This is a genomic window from Streptomyces sp. NPDC111802 (assembly GCF_055634335.1).
Genome location: NZ_JBVKCZ010000038.1, coordinates 54841 through 76532, shown reverse-complemented (window position 1 = coordinate 76532; position 21692 = coordinate 54841). Strand labels below are relative to the sequence as shown.

Sequence of the window (21692 nt, the reverse complement as noted above, 5' to 3'; positions counted from 1 at the left end):
CGGCGCCGGGCGCGGGACGGGTGTCAGGCGCGCGGCGGGTGTCCACCTCCGTCGTCGTCCGCCGGCCGGCGGAAGGGATCGTCGCCGTACGGCTGCTCCGGACCCGGGCCCTGCCCCTGGCCCTGACCGGGCCCGGGCGACGGCTGACGCGCGGTGCGGAACCATGCCGAGACCTCCGGGTGCCCGCCCTCGTACGGCTCCTGCCCCGAGCCCTGGGGCCCGCCGGAGGCGTACGACGGCCCTCCGCCGTGCGGCAGGCCCTGGCCGTACTGCCCGCTCTCCCCGTGGTACTGCCCCTGGCCGTACGACTGCGCCCGGTGCTCCCCGCCCGGCGCGGCCGAGGCATACGCCCCCGGCGCCTCGGCGTACCGCCCCGACGGCGGCCCCGGGATGGTGATCACCGGGATCTCCTGGGTCTGCGAGGCCTGGTACCGCTCCTCGTAGGCCGTGGGGTACGAGGCGTAGGGGTCCAGGCGCTGCGGCTGGTGCGGTGCGGCGGCGGCCGGCTGCCCGGGCTCGTCCGCGTCGCTCTCGTCGGCGGGGAGCTCGGCCAGGTATTCGAGGAGTTCCTCGCCCTGTCCGTGGATGTTGCCGATGGCGACCAGGGAGGAGCCGTCGGACATCCGGCCGAGCAGGGTCGGCATGAACTCGTCCGCCGCGCGGCGCTCACCGCCCAGGTCGACCGCACGGTCGCGCCAGTCCGCGGGGATGGCGTCGATGGCGCTCTTGGAGGGGTGGCCGATGACGAAGACGTTGTCCGGTTGCAGGTCGGGGATGATCTCGCCCATCTGCCCGTTGCGCTCCACCCGGTCCGGGCGGCAGTTGATCACGACGTTCAGCGGGCGGCGGATCGCGCCGAGGTCGAGCAGCTGGTTGATGTTCATCAGCGTCGACTCGGGGTCGTTCGCCGCGAACACGTTGGCGAAGGCGAGCCGCTTGCCGTCGGGGGCGACGTACTTTTCCACGGACAGCACGCCCGGGTCCGGCGGGGCGTCGTACATGCCCTGCAGCGCGACCTTGCGCTCGACGCCGAGCAGCTCCGCCACGACCAGCGCGATGGCGACGTTCTCCTTGAAGGTGAACCAGCTGAAGCCGCGCAGCTCCTCGTCGGTGACCGTCTCCGGATCGGCGTAGACCAGCTTGCAGTTACGGGCGTCCGCCTCCTCCTGGAGGATGTGGAAGCGCTCCTTCTCCGCGGTGACGCAGATGCCGTCCTCCGGCATCGAGCGGCACAGCGAGCGGGCCACGTCGTCCAGGGTCGGGCCCATCTCGGCGAGATGGTCCTCACGGACGTTGCACAGCACGCCGATCGTCGAGCGGATCAGCTTGCTCTGGTTGACCTCCTGGAGGGCCGGCATGACCGCCATGCACTCGATGACGAGGGCGTCGGGACGGTAGGTGGCGGCCCGGCGGACGATGCCGATCTGCTCGACCACGTTGGCGATGCCGAACTTGCGGTAGACCGGCTCCTCCGTCGCGTCCGGGTGGATGAAGCGCGCGGCGGTGCCCGTCGTCTTGGCGACGGTGACCAGGTCACCGCCGCGCAGGGCACCCGCGCACAGCCGGGTGATGGAGGACTTGCCGCGGATGCCGTTGACCAGCACCCGGGAGGGGATGGTGTGCAGGGCGGCGTAGTGCCTGCGCTGTTCGATGATGCCGGCGATCAGCAGGAACACCCCGCCGATCAGCAGCACGAAGTAGAGGTAGAGCACGGCCGGTCACCTTCCTCCGGCGCCGAGCCGGGGCTCGGCACTTAGGCGCGCCTGGTTCTGCCTGCGGGCCTGCAACTGCTGCCGGACCAGTTCGAGGCTGCGGACGACGGCCCCCACCTCGTCGTGATAGCGGGGGTACAGCACGGTCTTGAGGTCGCCGTCGGCCAGCTTCTCGGCGCTGCTCGCGAGGGCGCGCAGCGGCCGGACCACGACCAGGTGGATCCAGCCCAGGCAGACCACGATCAGCGCGAGCCCGAGCATCCCGGCGAGCACGCTGCGGTCCTCGCGCTCGTACGGGGCGATCTCGAAGTGCTTGGCGTTCTGCCAGCTGACCACGGTCCAGCCGACGTCGGCCGCCACACCGCCGCCGGAGAAGGGCGCCGCGGCGGCGACCGTGACCGAGCGCCCCTCACGGATGAGCAGCCCGTTCTCCACCGGACCCGCGCCGACGTGGACGCCGCCCGCCCGCACGAGGTCGGAGAGCGACTCGCGCGGCAGGTTCTCGAAGGCGAGGAAGCCGTCGCTGCCGGCGATGGTCCTGGCCTTGGTGTCGACCACGCGGACCTCGCCGAGGCCGGGCCGGACCAGGAGCGAGTTGAGGAACTCCACCCGTACCTCGCCGACCAGGGTCATGCCCTTGTGGTCCGGTACGGCGGCCCCGGCCTGGATCACCGGCTTCTTGCCGCCCTCGCCGGACACCCGGATGAGCGAGTCGCCCCCCTCTTCCTCACTCCAGTCGGCGTGCGGCTCGTCCCCGGCGCGGGCGACCATGTCGCCGCCCCGGTCGACGACGTACAGGGAGCCGTAGCGGGTGTGCTTGCGCAGGGCGTCGTCGAGCACGCCGGTTGTGGCGTCGGGCTCGTCCACGTCGATCAGCCGGGTGATGGAGACCAGGTCGGCCTGGGCCTCGTTGAGGGCCCGGCGGACCCGGTCGGCGACGAGGTCGGTGCGGTCGCGCTGGTCGTTGACCATGGTGCTGGGCACGCTCACCGAGGCATCCGTGCGGTTGAGCAGCAGACCGACGGGCACGCACCACAGCAACAGCAGTACGGCGGTCAGCGCCAGCGGCACCCGCAGCCCGAGCCGGGCCCTGCGGCCACCGCCCTCGCCGGAGCGGGGCTGCGCTCCCCCGCCGGACAGCTGCCCGCGCAGCCGTTCCAGGGCGGCGCCCACACGGGCGGCCTCGCCCCAGCGGGGCACGGCGACGGGGCGGGTGAGGTCGCCGCGGGCGAGCCGGCGGGACTCCAGGAAGAGCGCCAGCAGGGGCCGCTGCACCGCCATCCACAGCAGGGCCGCCGCAAGCAGCCCGAACACCACCAGGACTCCGGCCGCCACCAGTCCGTACAGCTCCCGCTCCTGCCCGACGGCGTGTTCCTGCACCACGGGCAGCATGGCCACGACGGTCAGGCCGAGGCCCGCGCCGACGCTGTGGCGCTGCTCCGGGTCGGCGGAGGCGAGGGAGGCGTATCCGGCGGTGGCGATACGGCCGTTGTAGGAGTTGCCGAGCAGGGTCCCGCTGACGCCCGGGTAGCCGCGGGAGCCGGGCTCGCGCGCGCTGACCGGGTCCGCCTCGGTCTCCTTCGCCGCCCGCTCGGACAGCCGGGTCATCTGCTTCGACAGGAAGGAGAGTTCTTTGCGCTCCGCGTCCGAGTTGAGCGCCTCGGCCTGCTCGAAGCCGGCCGTGGCGAGGACCTCGCCGCCCCGGGCCACGACCGCCATCGCGCGGAACGGGCCCAGGTTGATGGCGGGCACGGAGAGGCTGTTGGAGGCGATCAGCAGCTGCTGCGGACGGTCCTTCCAGTCGAGGAGGGCCATCGTCATCAGCCGTACGTCACCGGTCTCCAGGCGCACCATGCGGGGCGTCAGGGCGTGCTCACCGGTGAGGACGTCCTTGTCCAGCCAGGCGAGAGGAATCGTTTCACCCCTGGCGGCGAGCACCTTCCCGCTCTCCAGGTCCAGCACCGTGGTGCCGGTCCACTTCTGGTACGTGTTGCTCAGATCCGAAAGCACCCGCTCCGGGTCCGCGGGCTTCCCCGCGTTCAGCGCGGCCGCCGTGCGGTTCAGGTCGGTGACCCGCTCGTCGATCGACGCGCGTAGTGCGATGGCGCCGTCCTGCGCGAAGTGCTGCTGGGAGCCCAGTACCGCCTTCGGCACGGCAGGCTCGCCCGCGGGGCCGAGCACCTTGGCGGTCAGTGCGGCCAGGGCCAGGATCAGCAGGCACAGCAGCGCGATCGGCGGTCGTATGCCGCCCAGGAGCGGCATGTCCGCGCGTCTGCGCAAGCGTCGCCGCCCGCCCCGTCCGGGACGCGGCGCGCCTTGGGTTGAAGTCACCGGTGGTTTCCTTCGCCTCTTCACTACACAGGCGCTCGCAGGAGCCACCGCTGACGCGGGCATGAGACGCCGTCCCTTTAAAAGACTGTTGGCACGCGCCGGGGTTGGGTTCCGACGGGCAACACTGTCTGTGTCGCTCGTCACGTCCCCAAAGACAGCTGCTCAAGACCGTCGCCGCCCGGGGCGCCCCGGTTGTAGAGGAAGCCGCGGGTGCGGTCGGCGGCGAGCTGGTACCGGGCGAGCCGGTCCTCCGACAAGTCGCCGGGGTGGTCGAGCATCTGCTGAACATCCCTCAGCCGGTGGTCCACGACCGCACCCTCGGGCGCCTTCTCCCCGGCCTCCAGCTCCGGCGGGATGTCGACCAGGGTGGTCCGGTAGCGGGCGCCGACGTCCCAGCCGTCGGCCGTCTCCTTGAACTCGAACCAGCCGATCGCGCCCTCCTCGGTGAGCCCGCTCGGCGAGGAGTGCCGGGCCACCTGGTTGCCCAGGCCGTAGGCGATCCAGGTGCCGTTGAGCTTCTGGATGGGCTGCACCACATGGGCGTGGTGGCCGATCACCAGGTTGATCCCGGTCTCCTTGGTGATCCGCTCCGCCAGCTGCAGCTGCGGGACGCTCGGCTCGTTGTAGTGCTCCAGGCCCCAGTGGACCGAGAGGATCACCACCTCGGCGCCCTTCTTGCGGGCCCGCGCCTCGGCCTTCCTGATGGCGTCGATGCCGATCCGGTTGAAGGCCCAACGCTCCTTCTCGGGCGTGGGGTTGAGGAAGGACTCCCAGGAGAAGGCGAGATGGGCGACCTTGACGCCGTTGACGTCCCGGATGTTGATCTGCTCTGCTTCCTCGGGCGTACGCGCGGAACCGGTGTGACCGAGGCCCGCCTTGTCCATCGCGTCCAGGGTGCGCTTCACGGCCCCCAGGCCGTGGTCGTAGGTGTGATTGGAGGCCGTCGAGCAGGTGTCGTAGCCCACGTCCTTGAGGGTCGTGAGGATCTGCGGTGGAACGAGAAACTCCGGGTATCCCTCGAAGGGGCCCTTGGGCGTGCCGACCGGCGTCTCCATGTGACAGATGGCCAGATCGGCCTTGCTGATGACCGGCTTCACCCCGGCCATGAGCGGCCCGAAGTCCAGCCCGGCCTGTCCCTCACCGGTCTTCTTGGCGTCCTTGGCCGCCTGTTCGACCAACTCGGGGTGGATGAGCACATCACCCGCGGCGGCGACGGTGAACGAGCGTCCACCAGGCTTCAGCTGAGACCCGGACGGCCCGGAGGTACAAGCGGCGACCAGACCGGCCACAGCCCCCAGAACCGCCAGAGAGCGACCTATACGGAGAGACTTACGAAATGTCACCGCGACATATTCACACGCGCCTCACAACCCAACCGGTCTCTCGCGTCACAAGACAGTCACGTTTCGCTCGCATTCTTGCTCAAACGGTTTTGATTCTGGCGTTGGCCGGTTGTGACACGGCATCACCCGACGGGTCGGAACACTCGGTTCCGCAGGCTCGGGAGCTCGTGGACCTCCGCAGCCGGATCCTCACGTACACGGCCGACTTCGCGCCCGACGACCCGTACACCCCGCCCGGCGAGAGCCGGCTGGAGGAACTGGCACGCGGCGTCGCGCGCCTCCTGGACGGCGACGCGGCGGAGGCGGAACGGCTGCTCGCCCCGCTCGGCCTCGGCGTCACCCGCCTCACCGACACCGACTCCGGCCGCCGCTACGACGAGATCGCCGCCCTACGACCGAACGGCGAGGCCGCTCGCTGGGGCCGCCTCTATCTGACCGCGGACTCCGCGGTGCGCTGGAACGTACAGGTGCCGCACCCGGTGTCCGACCGCGACACCGAGGCACTCGGCGTCCGGCTCCTTGAGAACACCCCCTCGGGCTCCCTGGTGGTGGCCGGCGCCCACCGCCGCGCCGGCCGCACGGACGCCGCGGACGTCGCCCACCGCGAGGACAGCGCCTTCCACACCATCGTCGTCGAACTGCAGAAGCGCGGGGTGCCCGGTCTCCAGCTCCACGGCTTCGGCGAGTCGGACGACCGCCCCTACGAGGCCGTCGTCTCCGGCGGCTCGGCCCAGAGCACGTCCCGCGAGGCAACGGCGCTGGCCGACCGACTGGAGGCCGACGGGCTGCGGGTCTGCCGGGGCTGGTCGGCACGCTGCCCGCTGGAGGGCACCACGAACGTCCAGGGCATGTCCGCCGAGCGCCGGCACGCCGGCTTCCTGCACGTGGAACTGGCCCCCGACGCCCGGGACGACGGCCCCGACTCCGACGAGACCGCGGACGCCCTAGGCGATCTCCTGAGGAGCTGGGCGAACGGCTGAGGCCCCGGCCCCGCTCAGCAGCAGCCGGCCGGCCCGGGCAACGACCGCTTGTTCCGCGCCTCCTTGTTCCGCGCCGCGAGCAACTCGTCGGCGGGGTACCCGACCTCTTCGAGGGTCAGCCCATGCGGCCGTACGACATGCACGGCAGAGTCCCTGACGCCCGCGGCGAGCACCTTGCCGGGCCAGTCGGCGGGCCGGTGCCCGTCCCCCACGAACAGCAGCGCCCCGATGAGCGAGCGCACCATGTTGTGGCAGAAGGCGTCGGCGCGCACGGTGGCGGTGACGATCCCGTCGTCCCCCCGCACCAGACTCAGCTCCTGCAGCGTACGGATGGTGGTGGCGCCCTCCCGCTTCTTGCAGTAGGCGGCGAAGTCGTGCTCACCGAGCAGCCGTTGGGCAGCCTCGTTCATGGCGTCGACGTCGAGCGGCCAGTCGTGCCAGAGGACGTGACCGCGCAGCAGCGGGTCGACGCCGCCGGGATTGTCGGTGACGCGATAGGCGTAGCGCCGCCAGATCGCCGAGAACCGCGCGTTGAAGCCGCCGGGCGCCTCCCTGAGGGCCCACACCCGCACGTCCTTGGGCAGCCGCCCGGCGAGCCGCTTGAGCAACTTCCCGCTGTGCTCGGCCCACACCTCCCGCGGCAGATCGACATGCGCGACCTGCCCCCGCGCATGCACCCCGGCATCGGTCCGCCCGGCCACGGTCAGCTCGTACGTGGTGCCCCCGGACCGTGTGACAGTCCGCAGCGCGTCCTCGATCTCCCCCTGCACGGTCCGCCGCCCCCCGGCCTGCTTGGCCCACCCGGAGAACTCGGTCCCGTCGTAGGACAGATCGAGGCGGATACGTACGTGGTCGGGCTGTACTTCGTCACTCACCCCAGGATCCTCTCAAGTACACAAAAGCGGGCCCGCCCCTCGAAAGGAACGGACCCGCTGACGCGCCCCTTCAGGGGCGCGGGGAACTGCGCGAGCAACCACGACAAACCCGCAGCCGCAAACCGACCAGCACCCCGCAGACGCTTACGCGTCCTTGCTCTCCTCGGCGGAGCCCTCGTCGGCCTTGGTCGTGTCGACCTTGGCCTCAGAGACCTCGGCGTCCTTGGCAGCGCGCTTCGTCGCGGCCTCGGCCTCACCCGTCGCCTCCTGAGCGACCGTCAGCGCCTCGACCAGCTCGATGACAGCCATGGGCGCGTTGTCGCCACGGCGGTTACCGATCTTGGTGATGCGGGTGTAGCCACCCGGACGGTTCTCGTAGCGCGGGCCGATCTCGGTGAAGAGCGTGTGGACGACGCTCTTGTCCGTGATGACCTGGAGCACCTGACGGCGGTTGTGAAGGTCGCCCTTCTTCGCCTTGGTCACCAGACGCTCGGCGTACGGCCGCAGACGGCGGGCCTTCGCCTCGGTGGTGGTGATACGGCCGTGCTCGAAGAGCGCCTTCGCGAGGTTCGCGAGAAGCAGCTTCTCGTGCGCGGCACTGCCGCCCAGACGGGCACCCTTGGTGGGCTTCGGCATTGTTCTTCTCCTGTGTGTCTGCCCCGGCCGTGTCAGGTACCGGGGTCAGGAACCCGATGAGCGGATGCTCACCGGCAACGACCGATCAGTACTGCTCGGTCTCCACGAAACCCGCGTCCGCGTCGTCGTCGGCGCCGAAGGCGTCGGCAGCGGCCGTGGGGTCGAATCCGGGCGGGGAGTCCTTGAGCGCCAGGCCCATACCCGCCAGCTTCGCCTTGACCTCGTCGATGGACTTCGCACCGAAGTTGCGAATGTCGAGGAGGTCGGCCTCGGAACGAGCCACGAGCTCACCCACGGAGTGGATGCCCTCGCGCTTGAGGCAGTTGTACGACCGAACGGTGAGCTCCAGCTCCTCGATCGGCAGCGCCAGATCGGCGGCAAGGGCGGCGTCCGTGGGGGACGGGCCCATGTCGATGCCCTCGGCGTCGATGTTCAGCTCGCGGGCGAGACCGAACAGCTCGACCAGCGTCTTACCGGCGGAGGCCATGGCGTCACGCGGACGCATCGCCTGCTTGGTCTCGACGTCGACGATCAGCTTGTCGAAGTCGGTGCGCTGCTCGACACGCGTGGCCTCGACCTTGTACGTGACCTTCAGCACCGGCGAGTAGATGGAGTCGACCGGGATACGGCCGATCTCCTGGCCCACCTGCTTGTTCTGCACGGCGGAGACATAACCGCGGCCACGCTCGACCGTGAGCTCCATCTCCAGCTTGCCCTTGCCGTTGAGCGTGGCGAGGACGAGGTCGGGGTTGTGCACCTCGACACCGGCCGGGGGCGCGATGTCGGCGGCGGTGACCAGACCCGGGCCCTGCTTGCGCAGGTACATCACGACCGGCTCGTCGTGCTCCGAGGAGACGACCAGCTGCTTGATGTTGAGGATCAGGTCGGTGACGTCCTCCTTGACGCCCGGCACGGTGGTGAACTCGTGCAGCACGCCGTCGATACGGATGGACGTGACCGCCGCACCCGGGATCGAGGACAGGAGGGTCCGGCGCAGGGAGTTGCCGAGGGTGTAACCGAAGCCCGGCTCCAGCGGCTCGATCACGAACCGGGAGCGGAACTCGTCGACGACCTCTTCGGTCAACGAGGGACGCTGAGCGATCAGCATGTTGCGTTCCTTCTGTCAGGGGCGCCCGCTATTTGACGCCCTGATGTATTGCAAGGGTACGGGCGATACAGCCCCGAAGAGCCGTACCGCCCGAAATACCTCAGACCGAGCAGCCGTGCGTCAGACGCGGCGGCGCTTCGGCGGACGGCAGCCGTTGTGCGGGGTCGGGGTGACGTCCTGGATGGAGCCGACCTCGAGGCCCGTGGCCTGCAGGGAGCGGATCGCGGTCTCACGACCCGAACCCGGACCCTTCACGAACACGTCGACCTTGCGCATGCCGTGCTCCTGAGCGCGGCGGGCAGCCGACTCGGCGGCCATCTGCGCGGCGAACGGCGTGGACTTCCGGGAGCCCTTGAAGCCGACGTGGCCGGCGGAGGCCCAGGAGATCACGTTGCCGGACGGGTCCGTGATGGAGACGATCGTGTTGTTGAACGTGCTCTTGATGTGCGCGTGGCCGTGAGCGACGTTCTTCTTTTCCTTGCGGCGCACCTTCTTGGCAGCGCCCTGACGTCCCTTGGGGGGCATCTACAAACTCCTACGGGGAGGTGGTCGGTCCTACAGCGAAGACCGCTGATGAAGCGTTGTCCGCTGCGGACTACTTCTTGCCCGGCTTCTTCTTGCCGGCGATGGCGCGACGCGGGCCCTTGCGGGTGCGGGCGTTGGTGCTGGTGCGCTGACCGCGGACGGGCAGGCCGCGGCGGTGACGCAGACCCTGGTAGCAACCGATCTCGACCTTGCGGCGGATGTCGGCCTGGATCTCGCGACGGAGGTCACCCTCGGTCCTGATGTTGTTGTCGACGTACTCACGAATCGCGACGAGCTGCTCCTCGGAGAGGTCGCGAACGCGGGTGTTCGGGTCGACGCCGGTCGCAGCCAGCGTCGCCTTCGAGAGGGTCCGGCCGATGCCGAACACGTAGGTCAGGGCGACCTCCACGCGCTTTTCGCGCGGGATGTCAACACCGGAAACGCGTGCCATTCAATGGCTCCTGGTGATCTTCGGAGGTCTTCCGCAGAATCGGATCCCAGCCGCCGTACCAGGTACGAACTGGGTCCCCGGCCTCCGAACCGGGGGTGTCAGGCGAACGCCTGGATCCTGCGTATGAACATATTCAGCTCGCGTCGCGCGAAGTACTGCGAATGCAGATGGAGCGGTCTTGCGATCAGCCCTGGCGCTGCTTGTGGCGCGGGTTCTCGCAAATGACCATGACCCGACCGTGACGGCGGATCACCCTGCACTTGTCGCAGATCTTCTTGACGCTCGGCTTGACCTTCATTGGTGAGGTTCTCCGGGTCAGTGCCATCACCCCGGGGAGCCCGGGGCGCGGGCAAGATCTACTTGTACCGGTAGACGATCCGGCCACGCGTGAGGTCGTACGGAGACAGCTCCACCACGACCCGGTCGTCAGGGAGGATGCGGATGTAGTGCATACGCATCTTGCCGCTGATGTGTGCCAGGACCTGGTGGCCGTTCTGGAGCTCGACCTTGAACATGGCGTTCGGCAGAGACTCGACGACAGTGCCCTCGATCTCGATGGCACCTTGCTTCTTGGCCACGCTTCGCCCTTCGGAATCGACTACCTTGATCAGCTCTCGCGAAACTTTCACACCGCCTGCGAGTGCATGCGGACATGCGGGTACACGAGAGCCGACGAGTCAGTCTACGTCAGCGCATCCGGAAAGACGAATCGGGGAAGTGTGCCCAGACAGGCAGATCGTTAAGCGCCGGGAGGGTACGCCGTCAGGAGCGCCGTAAGGCGGACTCAGGCCAGCGGATCCGGAGCCGCGACGATCCCGTGCTCCGCCAGCTTCGCCTTGCCGCCGTCGGGAGCGGTGAGCACCAGGGGCCCCTCTTCGGTCAGCGCGACCGAGTGCTCCCAGTGCGAGGACCAGGTCCCGTCCGTGGTGATGACGGTCCAGTCGTCCGACAGGACCTCCGTCTTCGGCGTACCCAGCGACACCATCGGCTCGATCGCGAGGCAGAAGCCGGGGACCAGCTTCGGGCCCTTGCCGCGGCGCTTCTCGACGTAGTTCAGCAGGTGCGGGTCCATGTGCATCTCGGTGCCGATGCCATGACCGCCGTAGTCCTCGATGATCCCGTAGCGGCCGCCGCCCGGCTTCGGCTGGCGCCGGATGTACGTCTCGATGGCACGGGAGACGTCGACGAGCCGGTTGCCCTGCTTCATCGCCGCGATGCCGGCCCACATCGACTCCTCGGTCACCCGGGAGAGCTCGATCAGCTCCGGAGCGTGACCGGAACCCACGAACGCGGTGTAGGCGGCGTCGCCGTGCCAGCCGTCGATGATGGCACCGCAGTCGATGGAGATGATGTCCCCGTCCTTGAGGACGACGTCCTCGGACGGGATGCCGTGGACGACGACGTCGTTCACGGAGGTGCAGATCGTCGCGGGGAAACCGCCGTAGCCGAGGAAGTTCGACTTGGCGCCGTTCTCGGCGAGCACCTTGCGGGCGACCTCGTCCAGATCCCTGGTGCTGGCCCCGGGCACCGCGACCTCACGCGTGGCCGCGTGAATGGCGGCGACGACCAGCCCCGCCTCACGCATCTTGGCGATCTGCTCGGGGTTCTTGATCTGCACCATGATTGGTTGCGCCCTCCTGGCCACTGGTATCGCGGCGATCCAGGATACGCGTACGTCCAGGCCTACGGCGAAGCGGCCGAGGCCTCGTATGAGCCACGGCCGCCGGGCGGCCGCATACCCGCCGAGCCCAGCCGGCCACTCACGCCGGACGCCCGGCCGGGAAACCCCGGCCGGGCGTCTGCGTACACACGTGGAGCGGTTCTACTGGCCGTCCTCATCACGCTTCAGCGCCTCCATGGCGCGAGCCGTGACCTCCTCGACCTTGCCGAGCGCGGAGATGGTCACGACCAGCCCCTGCGCCTTGTAGTAGTCGATGATCGGCTCGGTCTGCGTGTGGTAGACCTCCAGCCGCTTGCGGACGGTCTCCTCCGAGTCGTCGTCCCGCTGGTACAGCTCGCCGCCGCAGACGTCGCAGACGCCTTCCTTCTTCGGCTGGCTGTATGTGACGTGGAAGACGTGGCTGGAGTCCTTGCGGCAGATCCGGCGCCCGGCGATCCGCTTGACGACCTCTTCCTCGGGGACCTCGAGGTCGAGCACCGCGTCCAGCTTCATGCCCTCGGACTGCAGCATCTCGTCGAGCGCCTCGGCCTGGGACACATTGCGCGGAAAGCCGTCCAGCAGGAAGCCGTTCTTGGCGTCCGGCTTCTCCATGCGGTCCTTGGCCATCCCGATGGTGACCTCGTCCGGCACCAGGTTGCCCGCGTCCATGTAGGACTTCGCGAGCTTCCCGAGCTCCGTCTGCTGGCTGATGTTGGCTCGGAACAGGTCGCCCGTGGAGATGTGCGGGATCGACAGGTTCTTGGCCAGGAACGCGGCCTGCGTTCCCTTTCCGGCACCCGGCGGCCCGACGAGGACGATTCGCATCAGCGGAGGAACCCTTCGTAATTGCGCTGCTGGAGCTGGCTCTCGATCTGCTTCACCGTCTCAAGACCGACACCCACGATGATCAGGATGCTGGTCCCGCCGAACGGGAAGTTTTGGTCTGCCCCAAAACCAGCCAACGCCATCGTTGGCACGAGAGCGATCAGGCCCAAGTACAGCGAGCCCGGCCAGGTGATCCGGTTGAGCACGTAGGAAAGGTACTCAGCGGTCGGTCGGCCAGCCCGGATGCCCGGGATGAAGCCACCATACTTCTTCATGTTGTCCGCGACTTCCTCGGGGTTGAACGAGATCGCCACGTAGAAGAACGCGAAGAAGACAATCAGGAAGAAGTAGAGAGCGATGTGAACCGGCGCCGACGTCTTCGCCAGGTTCTGCTGGATCCAGGTCGACCATCCAGAATCCGAATTCGTGAACTGGACGATCAATGCGGGGATGTAGAGCAGCGACGACGCGAAGATGACGGGAATCACACCCGCCTGGTTCACCTTGAGCGGGATGTACGTAGACGTACCGCCGTAGGAACGGCGGCCGATCATGCGCTTGGCGTACTGCACGGGGATACGGCGCTGAGCCTGCTCGACGAAGACCACCAGGCCGACCATCACCAGGCCGACCAGGATGACCGTGCCGAACTCGATCCAGCCGTCGGCCAGGGTGCCCTGCTGCTTGATGGCCCACAGAGCGGCCGGGAAGGTCGCGGCGATCGAGATGAACATCAGGATCGACATGCCGTTGCCGATACCGCGGTCGGTGATGAGTTCGCCGAGCCACATGACGACGGCCGTACCGGCGGTCATGGTGATGACCATCGTGATGGTGGTGAAGATCGAGCGGTCCGGGACGATCTGGCCGGCCACCTGGCAGTTCGGGAACAGTGAGCCACTGCGGGCGGTGGCCACCAGGCCGGTGCCCTGCAGGATGGCGAGCGCCACGGTCAGATAACGCGTGTACTGCGTGATCTTCGCCGTGCCGGCCTGTCCCTCCTTCTTCAGGGCTTCCAGTCGCGGGATCACGACGGTCAGCAGCTGCAGGATGATGCTCGCCGTGATGTACGGCATGATCCCGAGCGCGAAGATCGTGATCTGCAGCAGCGCGCCGCCACTGAACATGTTGACCAGGCCGAAGATGCCCTGGTTGGTGCTCGCCTGGTCGACGCAGACCTGAACGGCCCTGTAGTCGACGCCGGGGATCGGGATGTGCGTACCGACCCGGTACACCACGACGATGCCGAGCGTGAAGAGCAGCTTCTTGCGCAGGTCGGGCGTCTTGAACGCCCGGGCGAACGCGGTGAGCACGGTGCCTCCTGCGACCCCCGCGCAACTGCGTCAAGGGTGACGGTCTTGAGGTTCGACTAATAGGACGACTTAGCTAACGGTCAACTGCCGCTCAGAGTGCCTCACAAGAAGCACTAAGTAGAAGTGGGCAGTGCAGGCCACCTTACCGGCGAGACCGCCCCCCTTGGAACGACCAACCGGGGATACCCCATTTGTGGGGTATCCCCGGTCGGGATCGCTCAAGTCATCGAGACGCCTGATTCGTTCAGACGAGCTCGGTGACGGTACCGCCGGCGGCGGTGATCTTCTCCTTGGCGGAGCCGGAGACGGCGTCGACCGTCACCTGCAGCGCCACGGAGATCTCGCCCTGGCCGAGAACCTTGACGAGGCTGTTCTTGCGAACGGCACCCTTGGCGACCAGACCCTCGACGGTGACCTCGCCACCCTCGGGGTACAGCGACGCCAGCTTGTCGAGGTTCACGACCTGGTACTCGGTCTTGAACGGGTTCTTGAAGCCCTTCAGCTTCGGAAGACGCATGTGGAGGGGCATCTGGCCACCCTCGAAGCGCTCCGGAACCTGGTAACGGGCCTTCGTGCCCTTGGTACCACGACCGGCCGTCTTACCCTTCGACGCCTCACCACGACCAACACGGGTCTTGGCGGTCTTGGCGCCCGGGGCGGGACGGAGATTGTGGATCTTGAGCGGGTTCTGCTCCGCCATGATCAGTCGACCTCCTCGACCGTCACGAGGTGGCGGACGGTGTGCACCATGCCGCGGAACTCGGGGCGGTCCTCCTTGACGACCTGCGTGTTGATGCCCTTGAGACCAAGGGAGCGCAGGGTGTCACGGTGGTTCTGCTTGCTGCCGATGTACGACTTCGTCTGCGTGATCTTGAGCTGTGCCATTACGCACCAGCCCCGGCACGCGCACGCAGCAGAGCCGCGGGGGCGACGTCCTCGAGCGGCAGACCACGGCGGGCCGCGACCTCCTCGGGACGCTGCAGGCCCTTCAGGGCCGCCACGGTCGCGTGCACGATGTTGATCGCGTTGTCGGAGCCGAGCGACTTCGACAGGATGTCGTGGATACCGGCGCACTCGAGCACGGCACGCACCGGACCACCGGCGATAACACCGGTACCGGGCGACGCGGGCTTGAGCAGCACGACGCCGGCAGCCTTCTCACCCTGGATCGGGTGCGGGATGGTGCCCTGGATACGGGGGACCTTGAAGAAGTGCTTCTTGGCCTCCTCAACACCCTTGGCGATGGCGGCCGGCACCTCCTTGGCCTTGCCGTAACCGACACCCACGGTGCCGTCACCGTCGCCCACCACGACCAGCGCGGTGAAGCTGAAGCGACGACCACCCTTCACAACCTTGGCGACACGGTTGATCGCGACAACGCGCTCAACGTAAGCGGTCTTCTCGGCGGCAGCTGCGCCGCCGTCACGGCCCTTCCGGTCCCGCCGCTCGCCGCCACCGGCACCGCCACCGCGGCGCTGGGGTCCAGCCATTGGAATTACCTCTCTCTTTTTCCGCTAGCTACGGAAGCGGCTCAGAACTTGAGCCCGGCTTCGCGGGCGGCGTCCGCCAGGGCGGCGATGCGCCCGGCGTACTGGTTGCCACCACGGTCGAATACGACGGCCTCGACGCCGGCGGCCTTGGCGCGCTCAGCGACCAGGGCACCGACCTGCTTGGCCTGCGCGGACTTGTCGCCCTCGCCACCGCGGATCGAGGTGTCCAGGGTGGACGCCGACGCGAGGGTGTGCCCCTTGATGTCGTCGATCACCTGGGCCACGATGTGGCGGTTCGAGCGGGTAACGACCAGACGCGGACGCTCCGCCGTTCCGTTGATGTGCTTACGGATCCGGATGTGGCGGCGCTTGATCGCGGCGCGCTTGTAGGCGTCGCCCTTGAGGATCTTCTGTCCGTATGCCATGGCTTACTTACCCGCCTTTCCGACCTTGCGGCGGATGACTTCGCCCTCGTACTTGACGCCCTTGGCCTTGTACGGGTCGGGCTTGCGCAGCTTGCGGATGTTGGCCGCAACCTCGCCGACCTTCTGCTTGTCGATGCCCTCGACCGAGAAGCGGGTGGGGGCCTCCACCTTGAAGGTGATGCCCTCGGGCGCCTCGACCAGGATCGGGTGGCTGTAACCGAGGGAGAACTCCAGGTTCGAACCCTTGGCGACAACGCGGTAACCGACACCGCTGATTTCGAGCTTCTTCACGTAACCCTGGGTCACGCCGGTGATCATGTTCGCCACCAGCGTGCGGGACAGGCCGTGCAGGGCCTTGTTCTGACGCTCGTCGTTGGGGCGGGTGACGTTGAGCACGCCGTCCTCACCCTTGGCGATCTCGATCGGCGCCACGACGGTGTGGGTCAGGCTGCCCTTGGGGCCCTTGACCGAGACCGTCTGGCCGTCGATGGTGACGTCCACGCCGGCGGGAACCGCGATGGGGAGCTTGCCGATGCGCGACATAGCTGTTTCCTCCGTTCCCTTCTGCTACCAGACGTAGGCGAGGACTTCTCCGCCTACGCCCTTCTTGCCGGCCTGCTTGTCGGTGAGAAGCCCGTGGGACGTGGAGATGATCGCCACGCCGAGGCCGCCGAGCACCTTCGGCAGGTTGGTGGACTTCGCGTACACCCGGAGACCGGGCTTGGAGATCCGCTTGATGCCCGCGATGGAGCGCTCACGGTTCGGGCCGAACTTCAGCTCGAGGACGAGGTTCTTGCCGACCTCGGCGTCCTCGACCTTCCAGCCCGTGATGAAGCCCTCCTGCTGGAGGATCTCCGCGATGTGCGACTTGATCTTCGAGTGCGGCATCGCCACGGTGTCGTGGTACGCCGAGTTCGCGTTCCGCAGACGCGTAAGCATGTCTGCGATCGGATCAGTCATGGTCATGAATTGGCCTTCGGCCTCTCTCGCCGGGGTTTCCTGGTGCGCCATCCCTCTCCCCGATCCGAGACGGGACGGGTGCGGCGCGGTGGACCTACGGCGTAGTAAGTCGTACGGGCGCGACAGGCGCCCAACCCCACAAGCCTAAGCCATGCGGGGGTGGGCCCCTGTCCACCCAGATGCTTACCGAGAGACTCCGGAATCCCTTATTAAGGGGATTACCAGGAGCTCTTGGTCACGCCCGGCAGCTCGCCACGGTGAGCCATCTCACGAAGGCACACGCGGCACAGGCCGAACTTGCGGTACACGGAGTGCGGACGGCCGCAGCGCTGGCAGCGGGTGTAGCCACGCACACCGAACTTGGGCTTGCGAGCAGCCTTGGCAATCAGAGCCTTCTTCGCCATCTCGCTCACGCCTCCTTGAAGGGGAAGCCGAGGTGACGAAGGAGCGCGCGGCCCTCAGCGTCGTTGGTCGCCGTGGTGACCACGGTGATGTCCATACCCCGGACGCGGTCGATCTTGTCCTGGTCGATCTCGTGGAACATGACCTGCTCCGTGAGACCGAAGGTGTAGTTGCCACGGCCGTCGAACTGCTTGGGGGACAGACCACGGAAGTCGCGGATGCGCGGGAGCGCGAGCGACAGGGTGCGGTCCAGGAACTCCCACATGCGGTCGCCACGAAGCGTGACGTGGGCACCGATCGGCTGGCCCTCACGCAGCTTGAACTGCGCGATGGACTTACGGGCCTTGGTGACGGCCGGCTTCTGACCGGTGATCGTGGTGAGGTCGCGGATGGCGCCCTCGATCAGCTTGGAGTCGCGGGCGGCGTCGCCCACACCCATGTTGACCACGATCTTGACGAGACCGGGAATCTGCATGACGTTCTCGTACTTGAACTCGTCACGCAGCTTGCCCGCGATCTCCTCGCGGTACTTCTGCTTCAGACGCGGAGTGGTGGTGGTAGCCATCAGATGTCCTCACCCGTCCGCTTGGCAACGCGGATCTTGTTGCCTTCGTCGTCGAAGCGGTAGCCGACACGCGTGACGACCTTGTTGCCGTCCTTCTCAACGACCAGCTGGACGTTGGAGACGTGGATCGGCGCCTCGGTCGTGACGATGCCGCCGGCCTGCGAACCGCGAGCGGTCGGACCGGCCTTGGTGTGCTTCTTGACCCGGTTGACACCCTCGACCAGGACACGGTCCTCGCGGGGGTAGGCCGCGATGACCTTGCCCTGCTTGCCCTTGTCCTTACCGGTGATGACCTGGACCAGGTCGCCCTTCTTGATCTTCATGCTTACAGCACCTCCGGAGCCAGCGAGATGATCTTCATGAACTTCTTCTCGCGCAGCTCGCGCCCGACCGGGCCGAAGATGCGGGTGCCGCGAGGGTCGCCGTCGTTCTTCAGAATGACGGCGGCGTTCTCGTCGAAGCGGATGTACGAGCCGTCCGGACGGCGGCGCTCCTTGACGGTGCGAACGATGACCGCCTTGACGACGTCACCCTTCTTCACGTTGCCACCGGGGATCGCGTCCTTGACGGTGGCGACGATGACGTCACCGATGCCCGCGTAGCGGCGACCGGAGCCACCGAGCACACGGATGCAAAGGATTTCCTTCGCACCAGTGTTGTCGGCGACGCGCAGTCGCGACTCCTGCTGGATCACGTCTATCTCCTGTGTGTCTGCCGGTTCCCGGCAGGGGCCGCCTCGTTACGAGGCGAGCCCCTGCCGAGCCTGGCGGAACTGACCTGCGGGTTTGCCCGCAGGAAATTACTTGGCCTTCTCGAGGATCTCGACGATGCGCCAGCGCTTGGTCGCCGACAGCGGACGCGTCTCCATCAGGAGGACGCGGTCGCCGACGCCGGCAGCGTTCTGCTCGTCGTGCGCCTTGAGCTTGTTGGTACGGCGGATGACCTTGCCGTACAGCGCGTGCTTGACGCGGTCCTCGACGGCGACGACGACGGTCTTGTCCATCTTGTCGCTGACGACGAGACCCTCACGGGTCTTGCGGAAGCCGCGGGCCTCTGCAGTCTGCTCAGTCACGTTGCTCTCACTCATCAGGCGCTCTCCACCGTCTCGATGCCCAGCTCGCGCTCACGCATCAGGGTGTAGATCCGCGCGATGTCCTTACGGACGGCCTTGAGCCGACCGTGGTTCTCGAGCTGGCCCGTCGCCGCCTGGAAGCGGAGGTTGAACAGCTCTTCCTTGGCTTCGCGGAGCTTGTTCAGCAGCTCCTCGTCACCCAGTTCGCGCAGCTCGGACGCCTTGGTACCGGCCGACATCACGCTTCACCTGCCTCGCGCTTGACGATCCGGCACTTCATCGGCAGCTTGTGGGCCGCACGAGTCAGCGCCTCACGGGCGATCTTCTCGTTGGGGTACGACAGCTCGAACATCACGCGTCCGGGCTTGACGTTGGCGATCCACCACTCCGGAGAACCCTTACCGGAACCCATGCGGGTCTCGGCGGGCTTCTTGGTGAGCGGACGGTCCGGGTAGATGTTGATCCAGACCTTGCCACCACGCTTGATGTGACGCGTCATGGCGATACGAGCGGCCTCGATCTGACGGTTCGTCACATACGCCGGGGTGAGCGCCTGGATGCCGTACTCGCCGAACGCAACCTGCGTTCCACCCTTGGACATACCGCTGCGCTTCGGGTGGTGCTGCTTGCGGTGCTTGACCCTACGGGGGATCAGCATTTCGGTCAGGCCTCCGTTCCGGTGCTCTCAGCCGGAGCGGACGCGGGAGCCTCGGCCTTGGGGGCCTCGGCGCCGGCAGCCTGCTGCGGCTTGCGACCGCGCCGCTCGCCACCACGGCCACCACGGGCCGGGCGGTCGGAGCCGCCACCGCGAGCCGGGCGGTTACCCGCACGGGCGGCAGCGTTCTCGGCGCGGACCTCGGCGATGTTCTTGACGTCGCCCTTGTAGATCCAGACCTTCACACCGATGCGGCCGAAGGTCGTCTTGGCCTCGAAGAAGCCGTAGTCCACGTTCGCGCGGAGCGTGTGCAGGGGCACACGGCCCTCGCGGTAGAACTCCGAGCGGGACATCTCGGCGCCACCGAGGCGGCCACCGCACTGGATCTTGATGCCCTTGGCGCCGGCCTTCATGGCGGACTGCATGCTCTTACGCATGGCCCGACGGAAGGAGACGCGGGAGGAGAGCTGCTCGGCAACGGCCTGGGCAACCAGCTGAGCGTCGGTCTCGGGGTTCTTGACCTCGAGGATGTTCAGCTGGACCTGCTTGCCCGTGAGCTTCTCGAGGTCACCGCGGATGCGGTCGGCCTCGGCGCCACGGCGGCCGATGACGATGCCCGGACGCGCGGTGTGGATGTCCACGCGGACACGGTCACGGGTGCGCTCGATCTCAACCTTCGAGATACCGGCGCGCTCCATGCCGGACGTCATCATCCGACGGATGGCGACGTCTTCCTTGACGTAGTCCTTGTACAGCTTGTCGGCGTACCACCGGGACTTGAAGTCCGTGGTGACACCGAGCCGGAACCCATGCGGGTTAACCTTCTGGCCCATTACCGGGTTCCTTCCTTGCTGGCGACGACCACGGTGATGTGGCTGGTCCGCTTGCGGATCCGGTAGGCACGGCCCTGGGCACGCGGACGGAACCGCTTCAGGGTCGGGCCCTCGTCGACGTACGCCTCGCTGATGAACAGCGAGGTGGCGTCCGGGTGGTCGTAGTTGTGCGCGGCGTTGGCAATGGCGCTGTCGAGCACCTTGCCGACCGGCACGGAGGCTGCCTGCGGAGCGAATCGCAGAACAGCCTGGGCCTCCGTGGCGTCCATGCCACGGATGAGGTCCACCACGCGGCGGGCCTTCATGGGCGTGACGCGGATGTACCGCGCCTGGGCCCTGGCTTCCATGGTTGTCCCTTCAGTTTCTTACGTGTCTGAATGCGATCCGCTACTAGCGGCGCTTCGACTTCCGGTCGTCCTTGACGTGGCCCCGGAAGGTGCGCGTCGGCGAGAACTCGCCGAGCTTGTGGCCGACCATCGACTCGGTGACGAACACCGGGATGTGGGTCTTGCCGTTGTGCACCGCGAGCGTGTGGCCGAGCATGGCCGGCACGATCATGGAGCGACGGGACCAGGTCTTGATGACGTTCTTGGTGCCTGCCTCGTTCTGCGTTTCCACCTTCTTGATCAGGTGGTCGTCGACGAAGGGCCCCTTCTTGAGACTGCGCGGCATCTAAACCCGCTCCTAGCGCTTCTTGTTCGTCTTGCGGCGGCGGACGATGTACTTGTTCGAAGCCTTCTTCGGCGAACGAGTACGACCCTCCTTCTGACCCCAGGGGCTGACCGGGTGGCGACCACCGGAGGTCTTGCCCTCACCACCACCGTGGGGGTGGTCAACCGGGTTCATCGCCACACCGCGAACGGTCGGACGAACGCCCAGCCAGCGCTTGCGGCCGGCCTTGCCCCAGTTGATGTTGCTCTGCTCGGCGTTGCCGACCTCGCCGACGGTGGCGCGGCAGCGCACGTCGACCAGGCGGATCTCACCGGAGGGCATGCGGAGGTGGGCCATCGAGCCCTCCTTCGCGAGCAGCTGCACGGAGGCACCGGCGGAGCGGGCGAACTTCGCGCCGCCACCGGGACGGAGCTCGATCGCGTGGATCGTGGTACCGACCGGGATGTTGCGCAGCGCCAGGTTGTTGCCCGGCTTGATGTCGGCCCCGGGACCGTTCTCGACGCGGTCACCCTGCTGCAGGTTGCGCGGGGCGAGGATGTAGCGCTTCTCGCCGTCGGCGTAGTGCAGCAGCGCGATGCGCGCGGTGCGGTTGGGGTCGTACTCGATGTGCGCGACCTTCGCCGGCACGCCGTCCTTGTCGTGACGACGGAAGTCGATCACGCGGTAGGCGCGCTTGTGGCCACCACCCTGGTGGCGGACGGTCACACGACCGGAGTTGTTACGGCCACCCTTGCTGTGCAGGGGGCGGACCAACGACTTCTCCGGCGTGGACCGCGTGACCTCGACGAAGTCGGCGACGCTGGAGCCACGACGGCCCGGCGTAGTCGGCTTGTACTTGCGGATTCCCATTTCTCAGTCC

General features: G+C 67.6%; 31 protein-coding genes. 1 reads left to right on the top strand and 30 read right to left on the bottom strand.

Annotated features, from left to right (window positions below; genetic code table 11):
• Positions 1-23: 23 nt before the first annotated feature.
• The 3 genes from pgsB to ACZ7NC_RS33590 form a co-directional block, all read right to left on the bottom strand.
• Positions 24-1712: a poly-gamma-glutamate synthase PgsB gene (gene pgsB, locus ACZ7NC_RS33600; RefSeq protein WP_471493749.1), complete on the bottom strand. Its 1689-nt coding sequence runs from the start codon at positions 1710-1712 to the stop codon at positions 24-26.
• Between the two features lie 6 nt (positions 1713-1718).
• Positions 1719-3974, bottom strand: coding sequence for a HAMP domain-containing protein (locus ACZ7NC_RS33595; RefSeq protein WP_471493799.1), 2256 nt, complete (start codon positions 3972-3974; stop codon positions 1719-1721).
• A 209-nt stretch (positions 3975-4183) separates the two neighbouring features.
• The gene (locus ACZ7NC_RS33590) at positions 4184-5332 is read right to left on the bottom strand and encodes a CapA family protein (RefSeq protein ID WP_471493747.1); all 1149 of its coding nucleotides are present in this window, start codon (positions 5330-5332) and stop codon (positions 4184-4186) included.
• A gap of 221 nt (positions 5333-5553) precedes the next feature.
• Between ACZ7NC_RS33590 and ACZ7NC_RS33585 the strand changes: the two genes are divergently transcribed.
• Positions 5554-6366: a hypothetical protein gene (locus ACZ7NC_RS33585; protein ID WP_471493745.1), complete on the top strand. Its 813-nt coding sequence runs from the start codon at positions 5554-5556 to the stop codon at positions 6364-6366.
• 14 nt (positions 6367-6380) lie between these two features.
• Here the strand turns inward: ACZ7NC_RS33585 and truA are convergent, their stop codons facing one another.
• From truA to rplB, 27 genes are all read right to left on the bottom strand, one after another.
• Complete coding sequence (gene truA / locus ACZ7NC_RS33580; RefSeq protein WP_471493743.1) at positions 6381-7241, bottom strand: tRNA pseudouridine(38-40) synthase TruA; 861 nt, start codon at positions 7239-7241, stop codon at positions 6381-6383.
• Positions 7242-7385: 144 nt separating this feature from the next.
• The gene (rplQ, locus tag ACZ7NC_RS33575; protein ID WP_471493741.1) at positions 7386-7877 is read right to left on the bottom strand and encodes a 50S ribosomal protein L17; all 492 of its coding nucleotides are present in this window, start codon (positions 7875-7877) and stop codon (positions 7386-7388) included.
• Between the two features lie 85 nt (positions 7878-7962).
• A complete protein-coding gene (locus tag ACZ7NC_RS33570; RefSeq protein ID WP_003966937.1) occupies positions 7963-8985 on the bottom strand; it encodes a DNA-directed RNA polymerase subunit alpha in 1023 nt (340 codons plus the stop codon).
• Between the two features lie 120 nt (positions 8986-9105).
• Positions 9106-9510 carry a 30S ribosomal protein S11 gene (gene rpsK / locus ACZ7NC_RS33565; protein WP_003956432.1) on the bottom strand — a complete coding sequence of 135 codons (405 nt, stop codon included), beginning with the start codon at positions 9508-9510 and terminating at the stop codon, positions 9106-9108.
• Between the two features lie 70 nt (positions 9511-9580).
• On the bottom strand, positions 9581-9961 hold the full coding sequence (gene rpsM / locus ACZ7NC_RS33560) for a 30S ribosomal protein S13 (RefSeq protein ID WP_471493738.1): 381 nt from the start codon (positions 9959-9961) through the stop codon (positions 9581-9583).
• A 184-nt stretch (positions 9962-10145) separates the two neighbouring features.
• Complete coding sequence (gene rpmJ, locus ACZ7NC_RS33555) at positions 10146-10259, bottom strand: 50S ribosomal protein L36 (protein ID WP_003998809.1); 114 nt, start codon at positions 10257-10259, stop codon at positions 10146-10148.
• A 58-nt stretch (positions 10260-10317) separates the two neighbouring features.
• Positions 10318-10539 (bottom strand): translation initiation factor IF-1, encoded by a 222-nt coding sequence (infA, locus tag ACZ7NC_RS33550; protein WP_003948620.1) that lies wholly within the window; start codon positions 10537-10539, stop codon positions 10318-10320.
• A 206-nt stretch (positions 10540-10745) separates the two neighbouring features.
• Positions 10746-11582 (bottom strand): type I methionyl aminopeptidase, encoded by an 837-nt coding sequence (map, locus tag ACZ7NC_RS33545; protein WP_471493735.1) that lies wholly within the window; start codon positions 11580-11582, stop codon positions 10746-10748.
• A 201-nt stretch (positions 11583-11783) separates the two neighbouring features.
• A complete protein-coding gene (locus ACZ7NC_RS33540) occupies positions 11784-12446 on the bottom strand; it encodes an adenylate kinase (RefSeq protein ID WP_471493732.1) in 663 nt (220 codons plus the stop codon).
• A complete protein-coding gene (gene secY, locus ACZ7NC_RS33535) occupies positions 12446-13759 on the bottom strand; it encodes a preprotein translocase subunit SecY (protein WP_471493729.1) in 1314 nt (437 codons plus the stop codon). Before secY ends, ACZ7NC_RS33540 begins: the two co-directional genes overlap by 1 nt.
• Before the next feature lie 244 nt (positions 13760-14003).
• Positions 14004-14459, bottom strand: coding sequence for a 50S ribosomal protein L15 (gene rplO / locus ACZ7NC_RS33530; protein WP_031477826.1), 456 nt, complete (start codon positions 14457-14459; stop codon positions 14004-14006).
• A 2-nt stretch (positions 14460-14461) separates the two neighbouring features.
• Positions 14462-14644, bottom strand: a complete 183-nt coding sequence (rpmD, locus tag ACZ7NC_RS33525; protein WP_005481207.1) for a 50S ribosomal protein L30 — start codon at positions 14642-14644, stop codon at positions 14462-14464.
• Positions 14644-15249, bottom strand: a complete 606-nt coding sequence (rpsE, locus tag ACZ7NC_RS33520) for a 30S ribosomal protein S5 (protein WP_007494753.1) — start codon at positions 15247-15249, stop codon at positions 14644-14646. Before rpsE ends, rpmD begins: the two co-directional genes overlap by 1 nt.
• 41 nt (positions 15250-15290) lie before the next feature.
• On the bottom strand, positions 15291-15674 hold the full coding sequence (gene rplR, locus ACZ7NC_RS33515; protein ID WP_007494754.1) for a 50S ribosomal protein L18: 384 nt from the start codon (positions 15672-15674) through the stop codon (positions 15291-15293).
• Between the two features lie 3 nt (positions 15675-15677).
• A complete protein-coding gene (gene rplF / locus ACZ7NC_RS33510) occupies positions 15678-16217 on the bottom strand; it encodes a 50S ribosomal protein L6 (protein ID WP_215167410.1) in 540 nt (179 codons plus the stop codon).
• 24 nt (positions 16218-16241) lie between these two features.
• Positions 16242-16640, bottom strand: a complete 399-nt coding sequence (gene rpsH, locus ACZ7NC_RS33505; protein ID WP_015658459.1) for a 30S ribosomal protein S8 — start codon at positions 16638-16640, stop codon at positions 16242-16244.
• 212 nt (positions 16641-16852) lie between these two features.
• A complete protein-coding gene (locus tag ACZ7NC_RS33500) occupies positions 16853-17038 on the bottom strand; it encodes a type Z 30S ribosomal protein S14 (protein ID WP_003948630.1) in 186 nt (61 codons plus the stop codon).
• Positions 17039-17043: 5 nt separating this feature from the next.
• Positions 17044-17601: a 50S ribosomal protein L5 gene (rplE, locus tag ACZ7NC_RS33495; protein WP_016434630.1), complete on the bottom strand. Its 558-nt coding sequence runs from the start codon at positions 17599-17601 to the stop codon at positions 17044-17046.
• A complete protein-coding gene (rplX, locus tag ACZ7NC_RS33490; protein WP_030671805.1) occupies positions 17601-17924 on the bottom strand; it encodes a 50S ribosomal protein L24 in 324 nt (107 codons plus the stop codon). Before rplX ends, rplE begins: the two co-directional genes overlap by 1 nt.
• 2 nt (positions 17925-17926) lie before the next feature.
• Positions 17927-18295 carry a 50S ribosomal protein L14 gene (rplN, locus tag ACZ7NC_RS33485; protein ID WP_003998823.1) on the bottom strand — a complete coding sequence of 123 codons (369 nt, stop codon included), beginning with the start codon at positions 18293-18295 and terminating at the stop codon, positions 17927-17929.
• 105 nt (positions 18296-18400) lie between these two features.
• The gene (gene rpsQ / locus ACZ7NC_RS33480; RefSeq protein WP_053753927.1) at positions 18401-18688 is read right to left on the bottom strand and encodes a 30S ribosomal protein S17; all 288 of its coding nucleotides are present in this window, start codon (positions 18686-18688) and stop codon (positions 18401-18403) included.
• Positions 18688-18912, bottom strand: a complete 225-nt coding sequence (gene rpmC / locus ACZ7NC_RS33475) for a 50S ribosomal protein L29 (RefSeq protein ID WP_005481220.1) — start codon at positions 18910-18912, stop codon at positions 18688-18690. The genes rpsQ and rpmC overlap by 1 nt, the downstream gene beginning before the upstream one ends.
• Positions 18912-19331 (bottom strand): 50S ribosomal protein L16, encoded by a 420-nt coding sequence (gene rplP / locus ACZ7NC_RS33470; RefSeq protein WP_030745246.1) that lies wholly within the window; start codon positions 19329-19331, stop codon positions 18912-18914. Before rplP ends, rpmC begins: the two co-directional genes overlap by 1 nt.
• Before the next feature lie 5 nt (positions 19332-19336).
• Positions 19337-20161, bottom strand: a complete 825-nt coding sequence (gene rpsC, locus ACZ7NC_RS33465) for a 30S ribosomal protein S3 (RefSeq protein WP_383420660.1) — start codon at positions 20159-20161, stop codon at positions 19337-19339.
• The gene (gene rplV, locus ACZ7NC_RS33460) at positions 20161-20508 is read right to left on the bottom strand and encodes a 50S ribosomal protein L22 (RefSeq protein WP_062706767.1); all 348 of its coding nucleotides are present in this window, start codon (positions 20506-20508) and stop codon (positions 20161-20163) included. The genes rpsC and rplV overlap by 1 nt, the downstream gene beginning before the upstream one ends.
• Before the next feature lie 43 nt (positions 20509-20551).
• Positions 20552-20833, bottom strand: a complete 282-nt coding sequence (gene rpsS / locus ACZ7NC_RS33455) for a 30S ribosomal protein S19 (protein ID WP_147995160.1) — start codon at positions 20831-20833, stop codon at positions 20552-20554.
• A 12-nt stretch (positions 20834-20845) separates the two neighbouring features.
• Positions 20846-21682 carry a 50S ribosomal protein L2 gene (gene rplB, locus ACZ7NC_RS33450; protein WP_189933359.1) on the bottom strand — a complete coding sequence of 279 codons (837 nt, stop codon included), beginning with the start codon at positions 21680-21682 and terminating at the stop codon, positions 20846-20848.
• Between the last annotated feature and the right edge of the window lie 10 nt (positions 21683-21692).